The sequence below is a fragment of the Cellulosimicrobium composti genome, from assembly GCF_009711085.1.
Lineage (GTDB): Bacteria > Actinomycetota > Actinomycetes > Actinomycetales > Cellulomonadaceae > Cellulosimicrobium > Cellulosimicrobium composti.
In genome coordinates this window covers 79,555-98,089 of the sequence record NZ_WMKA01000003.1, presented here as the reverse complement: position 1 = coordinate 98,089, position 18,535 = coordinate 79,555, and the positions used below count along the sequence as shown (strand labels likewise).

The following is an 18,535-nucleotide window of genomic DNA, read 5'->3' as shown; positions in this document are numbered from 1 at the left end:
GGTTCTCCTCGCTCGGCGGTGGGCGTGCTGTACCCCCAGGTTCGCGCTGCTTCGGTCCGGATTTCTTGCCGGGGCGCTGTGAAGAACGAAGGATCTTGACGTACTGTCAAGGACATGCCGAGCACGACGCCGCCGACGCGCCCCCGCCCGAACGGCCGCTCCCCACGCCCCGCGGACTCGCCCACCGAGCCGCAGGCGGACCTCATCACGCTCGGCCGCCGCGTGCGACACTTCCGCACCGCGCGCGGCCTCACGCTCGACGCGCTCGGCGAGGCCGTCGGGACGGCCCCGAGCCTGCTGTCGATGATCGAGAACGGGCGGCGCGAGCCCCGGCTGTCGCTCCTGCAACAGCTCGCCCAGGCGCTCGACGTCTCCCTCACGGAGCTCCTCACCGACGAGCCCCCGTCCCGCCGCGCCGCGCTCGAGATCGCGCTGGACCGCGCGCAGCGCGGCCCCCTGTTCGCGGGCCTCGGGCTGCCCCCCGTCAAGGCGAGCCAGAAGCTCCCGCTGCCGGTGCTGGAGAACCTCGTCGGGCTCCACGCCGAGCTCCAGCGCCGCGCCACGGAGGCCGTCGCGACCCCCGAGGAGGCGCGCCGCGCGAACACCGAGCTGCGCCTCGAGCGCCAGGCGCGCGACAACTACTACCCGGAGATCGAGGCGCTCGCCGAGGAGATGGCGCGCAAGGCCGGGTACACGGTCGGGGCGCTCACGCACCGCACGGTCGCGCGCATGGCCGAGCAGCTCGGCTTCACCATCTGGCACGTCGACGACCTGCCGCACTCCACCCGTACGGTCACCGACCTGGAGAACGGGCGCATCTACCTCCCGCCCGCGTCGATCCCCGGGGGTCACGGGCTGCGCTCGCTCGCGCTCCAGGCGATCGCCCACCGCGTCCTCGGGCACGAGCGCCCGCGCTCGTACGCGGAGTTCCTGCGCCAGCGCGTCGAGATCACGTACTTCGCGGCGTGCTGCCTCATCCCGCAGAGCGCCGCGGTCGACTTCCTGGAGCGGCGCAAGCGCGAGAAGGACCTCGCGGTCGAGGACTTCCGCGACGCGTTCGGCGTCACGCACGAGGCCGCGGCGCAGCGCTTCACCAACCTCGCGACCGTGCACCTCGGCATCCCGGTGCACTTCCTGCGCGTGGGCGACGACGGCGCGCTGTTCCGCGGCTACGAGAACGACGGCCTACCCCTGCCGGCTGACGTCACGGGCGCGATCGAGGGGCAGATGGTGTGCCGGAAGTGGGCCGTCCGGGAGGCGTTCGCGCGGCGCGACCGCGCGCAGGAGTCGTACCAGTACACCGACACGCCCGCAGGCACGTTCTGGTGCTCAACCCAGACCGGCACGACGACGACCGGCCAGTTCTCGATCGCCGTCGGGGTCCCGTTCGCGTCGGCCAAGTGGTTCCGCGGCCGCGACACGCCCGTGCGGCGCCAGTCGACGTGCCCCGACGAGTCGTGCTGCCGTCGCCCGGCGGCGGAGGCCGCGGCACGCTGGGAGGACGCGTCGTGGCCGAGCGCGCGCATGCACCAGCACGTGCTCTCCGCGCTGCCGTCCGGGGCCTTCCCGGGCGTGGACGCGACCGAGGTCTACGCGTTCCTCGCGAAGCACGCCCCGTCGTCCGACCGCTGAGCGGACGCCCGGGGCGTGCCCGTCCCCGGGGCGCGTCGGTGCTCAGGCGACGGGCAGGGGACCGCCGCGGGCGGCGAGGCGCTCGACGAGGCGCGCCAGCACGTCGCCGGCCCGCAGGCCGTCGTGCTCGAACTCGTTCGTCACCCAGGTGGCGACGTTGCCCACGTGCGCGGCCGTCTCGAGGGACAGCCCGGCGTCGACGAACATGTCGTCCGCGTACACCGCCGCCTCGACCGGCACCTCGTTGCGCGCGAGCACGTCGAGGTCGTACAGGTCGGGCCAGTCGTCGCGCGCGGCGAGCGCCTCCGCGGCCGCGCGGAACGGTCGCAGCGCCGCGACCTCCTCGAACATCCAGGGGTAGATCATCTCGCCCGTGAGCAGCAGGGGCCGGGCCCCCGGGTCGAACGCCGGGTCCTCGGCCCGCACCGCCTCGGCCGCCCACGCCGTCGGCCCCGTGCCCGACTGCGCGTAGATCGACTCGTGCAGCACCGCGTACAGCGGGTTCGTGCGGAACGACGTCGCCGCCGCGACGTCCGCGAGGAACGTGTCCGTGAGCTCGTCGGGAGCGCCGGCGTCGAACGCCTCGTCGACGACCCAGTGGATGCGCTCGGGGCCGGGCTTCATGCCGAGGTCCATGCCGAGCGACTGGAACCGCCGCACGGTGAGCACGTCGCCGTCGGGCAGCCGCACGTTTCCTGCGGCGAGACGGTCCGCGACGCGCGCGAGGCGGGCCGCGTCGTCGGGGTAGCGCGCCCGGTAGGCGGCGTTCTTCGCGACGACGCGCGGCTGGGTGCGGCGGTACACCGCGCGCGCGTCCGCCGTGAGGCCCGGCAGCCCGCCCGTGACGTAGCACGCGGTGAGCGCCTCGGGCGCGCGCGACAGGTACGTCATCGTGAGGAAGCCGCCGTAGGACTGGCCGAGCGACGTCCAGCGCCGCCCGCCGTACACGGTGCGGCGCACGTGCTCGGCGTCCGCGACGATCGCGTCCGCCCGGAAGCGGGAGAGGTACTCGGCCTGGGCGGCGCCGGTGCCACGGGCCGCGAGCGCGGCGCCCCGCACGGCCGACGAGCGGCCCGTCCCGCGCTGGTCGAGGAGCACCACGCGGTGCGTCTCCAGCGCCGTCGCGACCCACCCGTCGCGCCCCGTCGGGCGCGGCCCCTTGCCCCCGGGGCCGCCCTGGAGGAACACGAGCAGCGGGAGGTCGTCACGGCGCCGCACCGGGTCGACGAGCTCGCGCACGAACAGGGTGAGACGGCGCGGGTCCGCGTCGTCGTCCCAGACGAGCGGCACCTCGAGCTCGCGGTCGGTCACGTGGATGCCGGGGACGGTGTAGCTGGTCTCGCGCACGACGCTCACCCGGCCACCCTAGCCGCGGCGCGGGGACCCGCGGTCGGCCCGGCCGTCAGAGCGCGACGGTCTCGTTCTCGCCGCCGTCGTACGGCTTCCCCGTGACCTTCGCCTTGACGAGGCTGAAGAGCGTCGCGACGCGGCCGCCGGGGGAGTCCCAGTACTCCGCGGTCTCGGCGTGCAGGCGGATGAGCACGACGCCCGGGGTGTCCGGACCGTCGGGGAACCACGCGTCCGCGACGGGGTTCCACAGCTCGCGGATCGTGTCGGGGTCGTGCACGAGCGTCGCGCGACCGGACAGCGAGACCCACGAGCTCGAACCGGAGAACGCGGCGTTCGCGGCCGAGTCGCGCGCGATCTCGGCGACCTTGTGCGAGTCCGCCGCGGCGAAGAACCACAGGTCGCCGTCGAAGTCGACGGCCTGCACGCCCATCGGCCGGCTGACGAGGCTCCCGTCCTGCGCGACGGTCGTGAGCATCGCGATCCGCTCGTCCTTGATGAGGTCGCGGACCGTCGCGACCTCCTCGGACCCGGCGTGGGGAAGGTCCTGGTGGGTGTCCGTCATGTCGTCTCCCGTCGTCGGCGGCCGCCGGGCGCGGCCTCGTCCGACGCTAGGCACGTCCCCGGCCGCTCGCCCCCGGGCCGGGCGCGACGGCGAGCCCGCCCCGGAGATGCGGGTGCGGACGGTGCGTGCAGGCTGGGGTGTCTCACGTCGATCCCCGAGGGAGTCACGAATGCGCGCGATGACCTACCGCGGCCCGTACAAGGTGCGGGTCGACGAGAAGCCCGAGCCGGTGATCGAGCACCCGAACGACGCCGTCGTGCGGGTCACGCGTGCCGCGATCTGCGGCTCCGACCTGCACCTGTACCACGGGATGATGCCGGACACGCGCGTGGGGCACACGTTCGGGCACGAGTTCGTGGGCGTCGTCGAGGAGGTCGGGCCGTCGGTGCGGAACCTCAGCGTCGGGGACCGCGTGATGGTGCCGTTCAACATCTACTGCGGCTCGTGCTTCTTCTGCGCGCGCGGGCTGTACTCGAACTGCCACAACGTCAACCCCAACGCGACGGCCGTGGGCGGCATCTACGGCTACTCGCACACGACCGGCGGGTACGACGGCGGCCAGGCGCAGTACGTGCGGGTCCCGTTCGCGGACGTCGGGCCGTCGGTCGTCCCGGACTGGCTGCACCCGGAGGACGCGCTGCTGTGCACGGACGCGCTCGCGACCGGGTACTTCGGCGCGCAGCTCGCGGAGATCGCCGAGGGCGACGTCGTGGTCGTGCTGGGCGCGGGGCCGGTCGGGCTGTTCGCCGCGCGCTCGGCATGGCTGATGGGCGCGTCGCGCGTCATCGTCGTCGACCACCTCGACTACCGGCTCGCCAAGGCCCGCGAGTTCGCGTTCGCGGAGACGCTGAACTTCACCGAGGTGGACGACGTCGTGCTGCACCTCAAGAAGGCGACCGACTGGCTCGGGGCCGACCGCGTGATCGACGCCGTGGGGGCCGAGGCCGACGGGAACCTGCTCCAGCACGTCACGGGCGCGAAGCTCAAGCTCCAGGCGGGCTCGCCCGTCGCGCTGAACTGGGCGATCGACGCCGTGCGCAAGGGCGGCACCGTGTCCGTCATGGGGGCGTACGGCCCGCTGTTCACGTCCGTGAAGTTCGGCGACGCGGTGAACAAGGGGCTGACGCTCCGCATGAACCAGGCCCCGGTGAAGCGGCAGTGGCCGCGGCTCCTCGAGCACGTGCGCGCCGGGTACCTGACCCCGCGCGACATCGTCACGCACCGCGTGCCGCTCGAGGACGTCGCCGAGGGGTACCACATCTTCTCCGCGAAGCTCGACGGGTGCATCAAGCCCGTGATCGTGGTCGACGAGGACTGAGGAGGCGCACCATGACCGACGCCGAGACGCCCTACGTGGCCGGGCCCGCGCGGCGGCCCGTCGACCGCGACGCCCTGCGCACGCGCATCCCCGGGTGGGGTGCGGACCTCGACCCCGCCGACCGGCCGTCGTACCCGCGCGAGGTGTACGACCCGGCGGTCACGGGCGCGCACTGGGACCTCCCCGAGGCCCAGCCCGAGCTGCGCCCGCGCGAGCGGTCGGTCGAGCACGCACGCCTCACGCCGGTGTTCGGCACGTCCGCGCCCCTGCACGGCGCGTCGGGCGCGGTGCGCCGCCTCGCGTACCGGCGGTTCAGCGAGGGCCGCGCGGCCCACTGGTTCCTGCTCCTCCTCGGCGACCGCGTCGACGCCGTCGAGAGCCACGTGCGGTCCCTCGCCTCGCGGCGCCCCGACGACCCGGTCACCGAGACCGGGGTGCTCGCCGAGGCGCGCGCCCACGGCATCGCGTCGCGCCGGGGGCGCGTCGACGTCCGGCACCAGGTGCTCGACCCGGTCGTCGTGGCGGGACCCTGGGTCGCGGCCGTCGGCGCCGGCGCGTGGGCGGTGCGCGCGCTCGTGCGGCGCGCACGGCGCTGAGGCGTGCGGGCCCGGGCACGACGGAGGGGTGGGGTGCCCGGGCACCCCACCCCTCCGGGCGGTCACGACGCGGCCCGCGCGGGCCGCGGCACGAGGACTACTGCTCCACGTCCTCGTCCACCCACTCGAAGGTCTTCGTCACGGCCTTCTTCCAGTTCCGGTAGAGGCGCTCGCGCTCACCGGACTCCATGGACGGGCTCCAGCGCTTGTCCTCGGCCCAGTTGTCGATGACGTCCTGCTCGCCCTTCCAGAACCCGACCGCGATGCCCGCGGCGTACGCGGCACCGAGCGCCGTGGTCTCCGCGACCTTCGGGCGTACGACGTCCACGCCGAGCTGGTCCGCCTGGAACTGCATGAGCAGCTCGTTGGCGACCATGCCGCCGTCGACGCGGAGCTCGGTGAGGTCGACGCCCGAGTCCGCGTTCATCGCGTCCAGCACCTCGCGCGTCTGGTACGCCGTCGCCTCGAGAGCGGCGCGCGCGATGTGGTTGCGGTTGACGTACCGCGTGAGGCCCACGAGCGCGCCGCGCGCGTCCGAGCGCCAGTACGGGGCGAAGAGGCCCGAGAACGCGGGCACGAAGTACGCGCCGCCGTTGTCCTCGACCTTCCCGGCGAGCCACTCGACGTCGGGCGCGTCCTCGAACATGCCCAGGTTGTCGCGCAGCCACTGGATGAGCGAGCCGGTGACGGCGATCGAGCCCTCGAGGGCGTAGCGGGCGGGCTGGTCACCGATCTTGTAGCAGACCGTCGTGAGCAGGCCGTTCTGGCTCATGACCTTCTCGGTGCCCGTGTTGAGCAGCATGAAGTTGCCCGTGCCGTACGTGTTCTTGGCCTGGCCGACCTCGAAGCACGCCTGGCCGAACGTCGCCGCCTGCTGGTCGCCCAGGATGCCCGCGATCGGCACGCCCGGCAGGAGGCCCTGCTGGCGGCCCTCGCCGTACACCTCGGAGGACGACTTGATCTCCGGGAGCATGGACATCGGGATGCCCATGTCCGCGGCGATGTCCTCGCGCCAGCTCAGCGTGTCGAGGTCCATGAGCATGGTGCGCGACGCGTTGGTCACGTCCGTGACGTGCACGCCGCCGTTGACGCCGCCCGTGAGGTTCCACAGCGTCCACGTGTCGGTGTTGCCGAACAGCAGGTCGCCGGCCTCCGCCTTCTCGCGCGCACCCTCGACGTTGTCGAGGATCCACTTGACCTTCGGGCCCGAGAAGTACGTGGCGAGCGGCAGACCGACGATCGACTTGTACTTGTCGGGGCCGTCCGAGCCGCCCAGCTCGTCGACGATCTTCTGGGTGCGCGTGTCCTGCCAGACGATGGCGTTGTACACCGGCTTGCCCGTGGTCTTGTCCCACACCACGGCGGTCTCGCGCTGGTTGGTGATGCCGACCGCCGCGATGTCGTGGTGGGTGACGTTCGCCCGCGTCAGCGCGAGGCCCACGGCCTCGCGCACGTTGTTCCAGATCTGCTCGGGGTTGTGCTCCACCCACCCGGCGCGGGGGAAGATCTGGTCGTGCTCGAGCTGACCCGTGGAGACGATCTCCCCGGAGTGGTTGAAGACGATGGCCCGGGAGCTGGTGGTTCCCTGGTCGATGGCGAGAACGTAGTCGGCCATGGTGCGTTCAGTCCTTCACGTCGGTGTGGGTGTGCAGGTAGGTCGTGGGTGGGTGGGACGGCGCGCCGTCGGACGGTCGGGCCCCCGTGCGACGCCCGACGGCGCGGGTCGCGTGGCCGGGACCCGCGGTCCCGGCCACGCGCGGATCAGATGTACGCGGCGCCCAGCAGGCCGGCGAGCACGCCGCCGACGAGCGGACCGGCGACCGGGACCCAGGAGTAGGACCAGTCGCTCGAGCCCTTGCCCTTGATGGGCAGCAGGGCGTGGGCGATGCGGGGGGCGAGGTCACGAGCCGGGTTGATGGCGTACCCGGTCGGGCCACCGAGGCTCGCGCCGATGCCGACGACGATGAGCGCGACGGCGAGCGGCCCCAGGCCGGACGGCGTCTTGCCCGAGACGACGACGAAGAACACGAGCACGAAGGTCGCGATGACCTCGGTGAGGAAGTTCCACCAGTAGGAGCGGATCTCCGGACCGGTCGAGAACACGGCGAGCTTGGTCGCGCCCGGGGCGTCCTCGTCGAAGTGCTTCTTGTACGCGAGGAAGGCCAGGATCGCGCCGATGAACGCGCCGAGCATCTCCGCGCCGAAGTACATGAACATGTTGCCGACGGTCGGCTCGATCGTCGCGGTGACGACGCCCTCCGGCCCGGTGATCGTCGCGAACGGCTGGTCCGCCGCGAAGAGGCCGATCGTGACGGCCGGGTTGAGGTGCGCGCCCGACTTGTGCGCGACGTAGACGCCGGCGAAGACCGCGAGGCCCCATCCCCAGTTGATGAGGAGCCAGCCGCCGTTGAAGCCCTTGGTCCTCGGGAGGATGACGTTCGCGACGACGCCCGCACCGAGGAGGATCAGTGTCGCCGTGCCGAGGACCTCGGACCAGAAGGCGTTCATGAGGAGTTGATCCATCGTGCTCTCTCTTTCGTGGTGGACTTCTCTGTCTCAACCGTCCCGGCGCGCCTGAGCGCCGGGTCCTCGGGCCGGCCGCCGTCGGCGTGCGTCCCGTGAGGTTCGTGTGCGGGGCCCGGGCCGGGCGCCGTCCGTGCGGACGACGCCCGGGACCCCGCGCGGTGTTCAGGTGTCAGGTGGTGCGCAGCGGCTGCAGCGGCGACACGTCGTCGGCCTGCAGCCGGACGCGTTCGGCGGACGCGTCGTCGGTCTCCTGCTCGGCGGCGGCCTCCGCGTTCGCGCGGTCGGTGTAGCTCGCGATCTCCGCCTCCAGGGTCGCGTCGTCCCACCCGAGCAGCTCCCCGGCGATCCCGGCGATCTCGGGGAGCGCCGCGAGACCGCGGTCGGGGACCTCGTAGTTGAGACGTGTGCGGTGCAGGAGGAGGTCCTCGAGGTGCAGCGCGCCCTCGTGCGAGACGCCGTAGGCGATCTCGGCGCGCAGGTACGCCGGCGCGTGCTCGAGCGGCTTCGCGAGGTCGGGCCGCGCCTCGCACAGCTCGACGATCTCGCGCAGGTTCGACCCGTACCGGTGCAGCAGGTGGTCGACGAGCGCGGGCGTCCAGCCGTAGCGCGAGGCCCAGGGCCGCGCCTGGCGCCGCACCGCGTCGAGGCCGACGGCCCCGAGCAGCGGGATCTTGTGCGTGATCGAGGGCAGGGCGCTCGCGCGCTGGCCGATCGCGAAGTCGACCGCGTCCTTCGCCATGACGCGGTACGTCGTGAGCTTGCCGCCCGCGATGACCGTGAGGCCGGGCGTCGGGGAGGCGACGGTGTGCTCGCGCGAGACCTTCGCCGAGCTCGTGCCCTCCTTGGTGCCGGGCTGCAGGAGCGGTCGCAGGCCCGCCCACGTGCCGATGATGTCGTCGCGCGTCAGCGGGTGCGCGAGCACCGCGTTCGCGTGCTCGAGCACGTAGTCGATGTCCGCCGACGTCGCGACGGGGTGCTGGAGCTCCTGCTCCCACGGGGTGTCGGTGGTGCCGATCACCCAGTAGCGCGACCACGGGATGACGAAGAGGACGGACTTCTCGGTCTGGAGGATCAGGCCGACCTGGCCCTTGATGCGCTCGCGCGGGACGACGATGTGGATGCCCTTGGACGCCAGCACCCGCAGCCCGCCCTCGCTGCCGGCGAGCGCCTCGGTGTCCTCGGTCCACACGCCGGTCGCGTTGATGACGGAGCGGGCCCGGACCGTGATCTCCTTGCCCGTCTCGAGGTCCATGAGGACCGCGCCGTTCACGGCGCCCGTCGAGCCCTTGGTGAGCGAGACGACCTGGGTGCGCGACGCGGCGTGCGCGCCGTACGACGCGGCCGTGCGCACGAGCGTCGCGACGAGGCGCGCGTCGTCGACCGACGCGTCCCAGTACTGCACGGCACCGACCGCGGCGTCGTGCGCGAGGTCGGGGAACTTCTTCTCCATGCGGCTGCGCGACAGGTGCCGGTGCAGCGGCATCGCGCGCTTGCCGGGGGCCACGCTCGCGAGCGTGTCGTAGAGGGCGATGCCCGCGCCGACGTAGGCGCGCTCCCACACGCGGTGCTCCAGCGGGTAGAGGAAGGGCACCGGCCGCACGAGGTGCGGGGCGATGTCCTTGAGCAGCAGGTCGCGCTCGGTGAGCGCCTCCTTCACGAGGTGGAAGTCGAGCATCTGCAGGTAGCGCAGGCCGCCGTGCACGAGCTTGCTCGACCTGCTCGACGTTCCTGCGGCCCAGTCCTGCGCCTCGACGATCGCGGTCGACAGACCGCGCGTCACGGCGTCGAGAGCGATCCCGGCGCCCGTGACGCCGCCGCCGATCACGAGGACGTCGAGCTCGGCGTCGGGGGTCGTGCTGGCCTCGAGCGCGGCGAGCGCCTGTCGGCGCGCCTCCGCGGTGAGTCTCGTGGATGCCATCCGTGTTCCTCTCTCGTCCCTCGGGCCTGCGGGCACGCCGCGGGACGGTGCGCCCACGGTGCGCTCACAGCGACGGTCCCACGCCCGACCAGGGTGCGCGAGCGGGAGCCGCCGGTGCGCACGCCGGGTTCCCGGCGCGCTGGCACGCCCTCCAGACGACCACGCGGCGAACGGACGCGCAACCGTGGTGCACAAACGTGCAGAATGGTGGTGAGCGGAAGGAGGCCGTCATGGTTGATCGGGAGCAGGACGTCCTGCGGGCGGCGTCGATGTACTACCTCCAGGACATGAAGATGGAGGCGATCGCGAAGCACCTGCACACCTCGCGGTCGACGGTGTCGCGCCTCGTGAAGCGGGCGCGCGACACGGGGCTCGTGGAGATCTCGCTGCGCCCCGCCCGGAGCCGCGGCCCGGGGCTGGGGCAGCACCTCGCGAGCACGTGGGGGATCGACGCGTACGTCGTGCCCGTGCCTGACCAGGCGCCGCAGGTCGAGCGGCTCGAGCAGGTCGCGCTGACGACCGCCCGCCTGCTGTCGACGTGGTTCGACTCGAACATGATCCTCGGGATCGCGTGGGGGACGACGCTCTCCGCGGTCTCGCGCCACCTGCCGCGCAAGCCCACGCGCGGGAGCGCGGTCGTGCAGCTCAACGGGGCGGCGAACACGCGCACGTCGGGCGTGCACTACGCGGGCGACCTCATCGCGGGCTTCGGCACCGCGTTCGACGCGCACGTGCACCATTTCCCAGTCCCCGCGTTCTTCGACTACGCGGAGACGAAGCAGGCGATGTGGCGCGAGCGGTCGGTGCGCCGCGTCCTCGACGTGCAGCACCGCGCGGACATCGCCCTGTTCTCCGTCGGCGCGGTCGCGGGCGGCGTGCCCTCGCACGTGTACTCGGCCGGCTACCTCGAGCCGGAGGACATCGCGGTGCTCGACGCGGAGGGCGTGGTGGGGGACGTGTGCACGGTCTTCCTGCGCGCGGACGGCACGTACAGCGACATCGCGCTCAACGAGCGCGCGACGGGACCGGCGCCGCAGGAGCTGCGGCGCGTCCCGCGGCGCGTGTGCGCCGTCGCGGGCGACAACAAGGTGGCGCCGCTGCGCGCGGCCCTGCGCGCCGGCGTCGTGACGGACCTCGTGGTCGACGAGATCACGGCGTCGCGGCTCGTCGCGGGAGCATGACCCTCGGGCGGGGATCTATGCGCTCGTCTGCATGAGTATGCATCGAGCGCCGATCCGGCGTACAGTGACGCGGTGCCCACGACCTCCGCCGTCCGCGTCCGTCCTGCCCTGCCCGCGGACGTGCGCGCGGTCCGCGCGCTCGTCGAGCCGTACGCGCAGGCGCGCATCCTCCTCGCCAAGGAGATGGTCGGGTACTACGAGGCCGTGCAGGAGTTCGTCGTCGCCGAGGCCGAGGAGCCCGCGACGGACGACGGCGCCGGGGGGCCGCGCGTCGTCGGGTGCGGGGCGCTGCACGTCATGTGGGACGACCTCGCCGAGATCCGCACGCTCGCCGTCGACCCGGCCTGGCGGGGTCGGCGCGTGGGGCACGCGCTCGTCGTCGAGCTCCTCGCCCGGGCGCGCGCGCTCGGCCTGCGCCGCGTGTTCTGCCTGACGTTCGAGGTCGAGTTCTTCCGCGCCCACGGGTTCCGCGCGATCGAGGGGACGCCCGTCTCGCACGACGTCTACGCGGAGCTGCTGCGCTCGCACGACGACGGCGTCGCCGAGTTCCTCGACCTCGCGCGCGTGAAGCCCAACACGCTCGGCAACACGCGCATGCTGCTCGACCTCGACGACCCCGACCGCCCGGACGAGGTCGGCGCCGTCGGCGCGCCGCTCAGCTGATCGGCACGGTCGACGCGCGCGTCACGACGCGGCACGGCAACTCCTCGACGCCGGGCCGCACGGTGCCGTCGATCGCGGCGAACAGGCGCTGCGCGGCGACGCGCCCGAGGCGCTCCAGGTTCATGTCGACGCTCGTGAGCTGGGGGCGCGCGTTCGTGGTGAGCACCTCCCAGTTGTCGAACCCGATGACCGACACCTCGCCGGGGACGTCCCGGCCGAGCTCGCGCAGCGCGTCGAGCACGCCGCGCGCGATCTGGTCCGACCCGCAGAAGAACGCGTCGACGTCGCCGTGCTGCTCGACGATCATGCGTGCCGCCCCGCGGCCCCACCCCTCGCTCCACGAGCCGAAGAACGTCTGCCCGCCCACGAGCTCGAGGCCCGCGGCGGTCATCGCGGCGGCGGCCCCGGCGGCGCGGTCCTGCGCGGCCTTGTAGCCGGGGTCGCCCGAGACGTGCGCGACGCGCCGGCGCCCGCACGAGAGCAGGTGCTCGACGGCGAGCCGTCCCGCGCCCACGTTGTCCGCCGTGATCGACACGTCGGACGCGTCCTCCGAGGGCGCGTACGCGTACACGACCGGGACGGGGACGTCGGCGCTGAGCGGGGGTCGCGGGTCGGTGCGCGAGCCCACGACGATGAGGCCGTCGACGCGCCGGGAGAGCAGCGCGCGCACGTGGTGCTGCTCGCGGATCGCGTCGCCGCGCGCGTCGCACAGGAACACGGACACGCGGCCCGCGCCGAACGCGTCCTCGGCGCCCATGAGCACGGGGATGGAGAAGCGGCCCTCGAGGTCGCTCGTGAGGAGCCCGACCGTGCCGGTGCGACCCTTGAGGAGGCCGCGCGCGAGCGCGTTGGGTGCGAAGGACAGGCGCTCGGCGGCCTCGAGCACGCGCAGCCGCGTCTCGGCCTTCACCTGGTCGCGGCCGTTGATCGCCTTGGACGCGGTCGCGATCGAGACGCCGGCCAGGCGCGCGACGTCGGTGAGGGTCGCCGCACGCGGCGAGGCGCTCCCGCTCTGGGTCGTCATGAGGCCGTTCCCCCTCCTGCCGGCGCGCTCCGCGGCGTCTCCGACGATCGAGCCGTGATCGAACTGTAACCCGGTGCCCCGCTTGACGAGGCTATCGCCCTGCCATACATTCAGAAAACCTTTTCGGTTGGTTTCGGTGCGAGCGGCGACGCGAGCACACGGCTCACGGTCGACGCCAGGACATCGAACACTAGCCGCCTGAGGGGACGGACGGCCACGTGGAGCGCGCCGCTGCGCGACACGTCGACCGAAAACGTGTTCGCCCACAGCGCGGGCACGGGGCGCAGGTGCAACGGCTCGAAGACGAGTACGAGGAGACACGAGATGAAGAACCACCGCGGGACCTCCTGGCGGAGGTCCGTGGCCACGACGACGCTCGCCGGCCTCGTCGCGCTCGGGCTCGCCGCGTGCGGCGGGTCCGGATCCGGCGGCGACGACGCCGCGACGGGCGGCACGGGATCCGGCGGCGTCGAGGGCGTCGACGACGGCAGCACGCTCACGCTGTGGACGCGCGCACCGCTCGAGAAGCAGGCGAAGCTGCTGGTCGACGCGTACAACGAGAGCCACGAGAACCAGGTCGAGCTGACGATCGTCCCCAACGACGACTACGTGGCGAAGGTCGGCGCCGCCGCCGGCAGCGGGGGCCTGCCGGACCTGTTCGCGGCCGACATCGTGTACGTGCCGAACTGGGTCGAGCAGGGCCTCTTCCAGGACGTCACCGACCGCATCGACCAGCTCGACTTCGCGGACGAGATCAACCAGGGCCACCTCGAGGCGGGCACGTACGAGGACGCGGAGTACGTGCTCCCGTTCGTCCTCGACGTCTCGGTCCTGTTCTACAACAAGGAGCTCTACGAGCAGGCCGGCCTCGACCCCGAGGCCCCGCCGACGTCGCTCGAGGAGTTCGCCGAGCAGGCGAAGGCGGTCGACGCGCTCGGGGGCGGCGTGGACGGCACGTTCTTCGGCGGCAACTGCGGCGGCTGCCTCGTGTTCACCTGGTTCCCGTCCGTCTGGGCGGCCGACGAGGACGTGCTGAGCGCCGACGGCACCGAGTCGCTCCTCGCGAGCGAGACCGCGCAGGAGGTCTACGCCGTCTACAAGGACCTCGTCGACTCCGACGCGGTCGGTGCGGGCACGCGCGACGAGACGGGCGCGACGTGGGTCGCCCCGTTCCAGGAGGGCAAGGTCGGGGTCATGCCGTACCCCGCGACGCTCCTGTCCACGGCCGACCAGACCGTCGACGTCGGCGTCGCGCCGATCCCCGGCCCCGGCGGCGGCGGGTCGACGTTCGTCGGCGGCGACGGCATCGGGATCTCGAAGGACAGCGACAAGGCCGACCAGGCGTGGAGCTTCCTGTCGTGGATGCTCTCGGAGGAGGCCCAGGTCGAGGTCCTCGCCAAGAACGGCGACGTGGTCTCGCGCGCCGACCTCGTGGACAACGAGTACTCGTCCGCCGACCCGCGCGTCGTGACGATCAACGAGGTCGCGAGCACGGGCCGCACGCCCGTCGCGCGCAACTTCCAGCAGGCGTTCAACGCGCCGAACAGCCCCTGGCTCACGCTCGTGCGCAACGCCGTGTTCGGTGACGCGTCGAGCATCGAGCCGGACAACGAGGAGATCACCGCGGTCCTGTCCCAGTGACCGGCGAGGTTCCCGGCGCCCCTGGAGAACCTCCCGAGCCCGCTCACGCGGGACCGCAGGGCTCGCCGCCGCCCGCACCCGGCGCGGCGGCGAGCCCCGTCCGGCCTTCCCTCGCACCCGTTCCTGGAGACCAGCCATGTCCGTGCAGTCCGCGTCCTCGACGCCGCCCTCGCCCGCGCCGCACGGCGCGGCGGCGCGGGGCCCCGCCGCGAGCGACGACCGGCCGCCCCGCACCGCGCGGGCCGTGGGCGCCGACCGCCGTCGCCGGCGGCCCGGGCGCTCGCAGGCCGCCCGCGGCTGGGCCTACGCCGCCCCGACGGCGGCGTTCGTCCTCGTCCTGTTCGTGCTGCCCGTGCTCCTCGTGGGCCAGATGTCGGCGTCCGACTGGCCGCTCCTCGCGGGCAACCGCGGCGTCAACTTCCCCGACAACTTCCGCGACGCCGTCGAGAACCGGTTCTTCTGGGACTCCGTCGTCTTCACGGTGAAGTACACCGTCATCGCGACCGTGCTCCTCATCGCCCTGGGGCTCGGGTTCGCGCTCCTCGTGCAGGAGTCGAGCCGGTGGAAGAGCTTCCTGCGCACGTCGATCCTCGTGCCGAGCGCGCTGGGCCTCGCGTCCGCGTCGCTCCTCTTCTACGCGCTGTACTCGCCGCAGGTCGGGCCGATCTCCCCGCTCCTGGAGCGGCTGGGGATCGTGGACGAGCCGATCTCGTTCCTCGGGTCGCCCGACGGTGCGCTGTGGTCGACCGTGTTCCTCATCGTCTGGCGGTTCGCGGGCTTCTACATGCTCCTGCTCATGGTCGGCCTCCAGGGCATCCCGCACGAGGTGTACGAGGCCGCGCGCATGGACGGCGCGAGCCGCTGGCAGACGTTCGGGCGGGTGACGCTCCCGCTCCTGCGGCCGTCGCTCGCGCTGTGCACGATCCTGTGCGTCACGGGGTCGCTGCTCGCGTTCGACCAGTTCTACATCCTCACCAAGGGCGGGCCGGACAACAGCACCATCACGGTCGTCCAGCTGATCTACAACGTCGCCTTCCAGGGTCAGAACGACCTGGGCGTGGCCGCCGCGCTGTCGATCATCGTGCTCGCGGCCCTCGTCGTCATCAACATCGCGCAGGTCCGTGGCATGCGCGCCCCCGAGGAGAAGTGACATGGCCGTCACGGCACCCGCACCCGTCCCCTCGACGAGCCCCGCGCGCCCGGGCGCCGCGGCGCCGCGCGCCCGCATCGCCGGCGTCCTCACCCGGACGCCCTACTGGGTCCTCACGGGCGGGCTCGCGATCGTCTTCCTCTTCCCGCTCGTGTGGGCCGGCGTCGCGTCGTTCTCGCCGCAGCCCGGCAGCGCGCAGGTCGACGGCTGGGGGTTCGGCAACTACGTGACGCTCGCGCGCTACCAGGCGGGCATCGGCCAGTACCTGCTGAACTCGGTCGTCGTCTCGGGTCTCACCGTGCTCTTCACGCTCGTGGTCTCGCTGCTCGGCGGGTTCGCGTTCGCGCGGTTCCGGTTCCCGGGGCGCGACGTGCTGTTCCTCGTGACGCTCGCGATCCTCATGGTCCCGTACGCGACCCTGCTCATCCCGCTCTACGTGCTGCTCAACACGCTGCACCTGCAGAACTCGCTGCTCGGGCTCGCGCTCGTGCTGACCATGTTCCAGCTCCCGTTCGCGACGTTCATGATGCGCATCTCGTTCGAGTCGGTGCCGCGCGAGCTCGACGAGGCCGCGATGGTCGACGGCTGCTCGTCGTTCGGCGCCCTGCGCCGCGTGCTCGTTCCCGCGGTCAAGCCGGGGCTCATCACGGTCGGGCTGTTCGCGTTCCTCGCCGCGTGGAACGACTTCGTCGCGCCGCTCATCCTCATCACCGACTCGACGAAGGCGCCCCTGCCGCTCGCGGTCGCGAACATGCGCCAGCAGGTCATGGGGATCGTCGACTACGGCGCCACCCAGGCCGGCGTCGTCGTGCTCGCCGTCCCGTGCGTCGTGCTCTTCCTGCTCCTGCAGCGCCACTACGTGCGCGGCTTCATGTCCGGAGCGCTGAAGGGATGACGACCCACGCGCGCGAGCCCGCCCCGGCCCGACCCACCGACACCCCGACGCCCCGCGGCGTCCCCCACGAACGACGAGGCGACGCCGTCGCCCCCGGAGGTGCAGCCATGACCACGACCCCCACCGTGCCCCGGTCGACGGGGACCGGTGCCCGCCCGACGGACGGGGGCCGCCCCGTCGTCCCCGCGACGGGGAGGCTGCAGCCGCTCGGGCTCGCGCAGGTGCGCATCACGGGCGGGTTCTGGGCCGAGCGGCAGGAGGTCAACCGGACCGCGACCCTCGCGCACATCGAGCGGTGGCTCGAGGACGAGGGCTGGCTGGGCAACTTCGACGCCGTCGCGCGCGGCGACGTCTCGACGACCCGCCGGGGCCGCGAGTTCTCCGACTCCGAGGTCTACAAGCTCCTGGAGGCCATGGCGTGGGAGCTGGGCCGCCGCCCCGACGACGCGCTCGAGCGCCGGTTCGCCGCGATCGTGCGGCGCGTCGCCGCGGCGCAGGCCCCCGACGGGTACGTGTGCACGCGGTTCGGCAACCCCGGCCAGCCCGCGCGCTACTCGGACCTCGAGTGGGGCCACGAGCTCTACGTCCAGGGGCACCTCATGCAGGCGGCCGTCGCCCGCGTGCGCACCGGGCACCCGGACGACCTGCTCGTCGAGGTCGCACGGCGCTCCGCGGACCACGTGTGCGAGACGTTCGGGCCGGACGGCCGCCGGGGGGTGTGCGGCCACGCGGAGGTCGAGGTGGCGCTCGCGGAGCTCGGGCGCGCCCTCGACGAGCCGCGGTACGTGCGCCAGGCGGCGCTCTTCGTCGAGCGCCGCGGGCACGGCACCCTCGCGGACATCGAGTGGGGCCGCGCGTACTACCAGGACGACGTCCCGGTGCGGGAGGCGACCGTCTTCCGCGGGCACGCCGTGCGGGCCAACTACCTCGCCGCGGGCGCCGTCGACGTCGCCGTGGAGACCGGCGACGACGCGCTCGTCGCCGCCGTCGCGCGGCAGTGGGAGCGCACGCAGGCCACGCGCACGTACGTCACGGGCGGGCAGGGGTCGCACCACCAGGACGAGGCGTTCGGCGACGACTTCGTGCTGCCGCCCGACCGCGCGTACTCCGAGACGTGCGCGTCGATCGGGTCGGTCATGGTCGCCTGGCGCCTCCTGCTCGCGCAGGGCGACCCCCGGTACGCCGACGCCGTCGAGCGCGCGCTGTTCAACGTCGTCGCGACGTCGCCCGCGCGGGACGGCCGCGCCTTCTACTACGCCAACACGCTGCACCAGCGCGTCCCGGGGGAGCCCGCGGCGCCGGACCAGGTGAGCAAGCGCGCCGAGTCGTCGCTGCGCGCGCCGTGGTTCGAGGTGTCGTGCTGCCCGCCGAACGTCGCGCGCACGTTCGCGAGCCTCGCCGGGTACGTCGCGACCGTCGACGACGGCGGCGTGCAGCTCCACCAGTACGCGCCGAGCGAGGTGCGCGCGACGCTGCCCTCGGGCGAGGCCGTCGCGCTCGAGGTCGAGACCGGCTATCCCGCGGACGGGCGCGTCCGCGTGCGCGTCACGGAGGCGCCCGAACGCTGGGCGCTCACGCTGCGCGTCCCGGCGTGGTCGGGATCGGCGGTGCTCGTCGTCGACGACGGGCCGGCGCGCCGCGCGCCCGTGGGCACGGTCGCGGTCCCGGACCTGCGGCCGGGGAGCGTCGTCACGCTCGAGCTCGACGTCGCGCCGCGGTTCCTCGTGCCGGACGAGCGCGTGGACGCCGTGCGGGGGTGCGTCGCCGTGCAGCGCGGCCCCGAGGTCCTGTGCGTCGAGTCGGTCGACCTGCCGGACGGCCGCGACGTCGCCGACCTGCGGGTGGATCCCTCGGTGCCGCCGCGCGAGGAGGACGGGCGCGTCGTCGTGCGCGGGCTGCTCGTCGACCCGCCGAGCGCGCCGTGGCCGTACGCGCCCCTGGAGGACGGGGCCCCGGCCCGGGCGGCCGGCGGCGCGGACCCGGCCGGGACGGCCGTGGACGTGCCCCTCGTCCCGTACCACGAGTGGGCCGAGCGCGGGCCGTCGACGATGCGCGTCTGGCTGCCGACCGTCTGACGCG

At 73.2% G+C, this 18,535-nt stretch carries 15 protein-coding genes; 9 read left to right on the top strand and 6 right to left on the bottom strand.

Going from position 1 to position 18,535, the window contains the following annotated elements:
- The first annotated feature begins 114 nt into the window (after nt 1-114).
- Nucleotides 115-1,632 (top strand): XRE family transcriptional regulator, encoded by a 1,518-nt coding sequence (locus tag GJV82_RS02130; protein WP_155098076.1) that lies wholly within the window; start codon nt 115-117, stop codon nt 1,630-1,632.
- A 42-nt stretch (nt 1,633-1,674) separates the two neighbouring features.
- Here GJV82_RS02130 and GJV82_RS02125 read toward each other — a convergent pair whose 3' ends face one another.
- Nucleotides 1,675-2,988 (bottom strand): alpha/beta fold hydrolase, encoded by a 1,314-nt coding sequence (locus tag GJV82_RS02125; RefSeq protein WP_404812912.1) that lies wholly within the window; start codon nt 2,986-2,988, stop codon nt 1,675-1,677.
- Between the two features lie 46 nt (nt 2,989-3,034).
- Complete coding sequence (locus tag GJV82_RS02120; RefSeq protein ID WP_024838843.1) at nt 3,035-3,544, bottom strand: pyridoxamine 5'-phosphate oxidase family protein; 510 nt, start codon at nt 3,542-3,544, stop codon at nt 3,035-3,037.
- Between the two features lie 169 nt (nt 3,545-3,713).
- Here GJV82_RS02120 and GJV82_RS02115 point away from each other — a divergent pair, with 169 nt between their 5' ends.
- Both GJV82_RS02115 and GJV82_RS02110 read left to right on the top strand, forming a co-directional pair.
- Complete coding sequence (locus GJV82_RS02115) at nt 3,714-4,862, top strand: zinc-dependent alcohol dehydrogenase (protein WP_155098075.1); 1,149 nt, start codon at nt 3,714-3,716, stop codon at nt 4,860-4,862.
- An 11-nt stretch (nt 4,863-4,873) separates the two neighbouring features.
- Nucleotides 4,874-5,458, top strand: a complete 585-nt coding sequence (locus GJV82_RS02110) for a hypothetical protein (RefSeq protein WP_155098074.1) — start codon at nt 4,874-4,876, stop codon at nt 5,456-5,458.
- A 97-nt stretch (nt 5,459-5,555) separates the two neighbouring features.
- On the opposite strand, the gene glpK is transcribed toward GJV82_RS02110, so the two are convergent.
- The 3 genes from glpK to GJV82_RS02095 all read right to left on the bottom strand — a co-directional run bounded on the left by glpK (nt 5,556) and on the right by GJV82_RS02095 (nt 9,902).
- Nucleotides 5,556-7,073 carry a glycerol kinase GlpK gene (gene glpK / locus GJV82_RS02105; RefSeq protein ID WP_024838840.1) on the bottom strand — a complete coding sequence of 506 codons (1,518 nt, stop codon included), beginning with the start codon at nt 7,071-7,073 and terminating at the stop codon, nt 5,556-5,558.
- 146 nt (nt 7,074-7,219) lie between these two features.
- Nucleotides 7,220-7,966, bottom strand: a complete 747-nt coding sequence (locus GJV82_RS02100; RefSeq protein WP_155098073.1) for an MIP/aquaporin family protein — start codon at nt 7,964-7,966, stop codon at nt 7,220-7,222.
- 187 nt (nt 7,967-8,153) lie between these two features.
- The gene (locus GJV82_RS02095) at nt 8,154-9,902 is read right to left on the bottom strand and encodes a glycerol-3-phosphate dehydrogenase/oxidase (RefSeq protein ID WP_155098072.1); all 1,749 of its coding nucleotides are present in this window, start codon (nt 9,900-9,902) and stop codon (nt 8,154-8,156) included.
- 230 nt (nt 9,903-10,132) lie between these two features.
- On the opposite strand from GJV82_RS02095, the gene GJV82_RS02090 reads away from it, so the two are divergent.
- Together GJV82_RS02090 and GJV82_RS02085 are read left to right on the top strand one after the other, a co-directional pair.
- Nucleotides 10,133-11,083 (top strand): sugar-binding transcriptional regulator, encoded by a 951-nt coding sequence (locus GJV82_RS02090; protein ID WP_024838837.1) that lies wholly within the window; start codon nt 10,133-10,135, stop codon nt 11,081-11,083.
- A 72-nt stretch (nt 11,084-11,155) separates the two neighbouring features.
- Nucleotides 11,156-11,746, top strand: coding sequence for an amino-acid N-acetyltransferase (locus GJV82_RS02085; protein WP_318657180.1), 591 nt, complete (start codon nt 11,156-11,158; stop codon nt 11,744-11,746).
- On the opposite strand, the gene GJV82_RS02080 is transcribed toward GJV82_RS02085, so the two are convergent.
- Nucleotides 11,739-12,770: a LacI family DNA-binding transcriptional regulator gene (locus tag GJV82_RS02080; RefSeq protein ID WP_115941996.1), complete on the bottom strand. Its 1,032-nt coding sequence runs from the start codon at nt 12,768-12,770 to the stop codon at nt 11,739-11,741. The two genes, GJV82_RS02085 and GJV82_RS02080, sit on opposite strands and share 8 nt — an antisense overlap.
- A 324-nt stretch (nt 12,771-13,094) precedes the next feature.
- On the opposite strand from GJV82_RS02080, the gene GJV82_RS02075 reads away from it, so the two are divergent.
- From GJV82_RS02075 to GJV82_RS02060, 4 genes are all read left to right on the top strand, one after another.
- Complete coding sequence (locus tag GJV82_RS02075; RefSeq protein WP_155098070.1) at nt 13,095-14,411, top strand: ABC transporter substrate-binding protein; 1,317 nt, start codon at nt 13,095-13,097, stop codon at nt 14,409-14,411.
- Between the two features lie 136 nt (nt 14,412-14,547).
- A complete protein-coding gene (locus GJV82_RS02070) occupies nt 14,548-15,561 on the top strand; it encodes a carbohydrate ABC transporter permease (protein WP_155098069.1) in 1,014 nt (337 codons plus the stop codon).
- Between the two features lies 1 nt (nt 15,562).
- Nucleotides 15,563-16,456, top strand: a complete 894-nt coding sequence (locus tag GJV82_RS02065) for a carbohydrate ABC transporter permease (RefSeq protein WP_081772128.1) — start codon at nt 15,563-15,565, stop codon at nt 16,454-16,456.
- Between the two features lie 107 nt (nt 16,457-16,563).
- Nucleotides 16,564-18,531: a glycoside hydrolase family 127 protein gene (locus GJV82_RS02060; RefSeq protein ID WP_155098068.1), complete on the top strand. Its 1,968-nt coding sequence runs from the start codon at nt 16,564-16,566 to the stop codon at nt 18,529-18,531.
- The last annotated feature ends 4 nt before the right edge of the window (nt 18,532-18,535 follow it).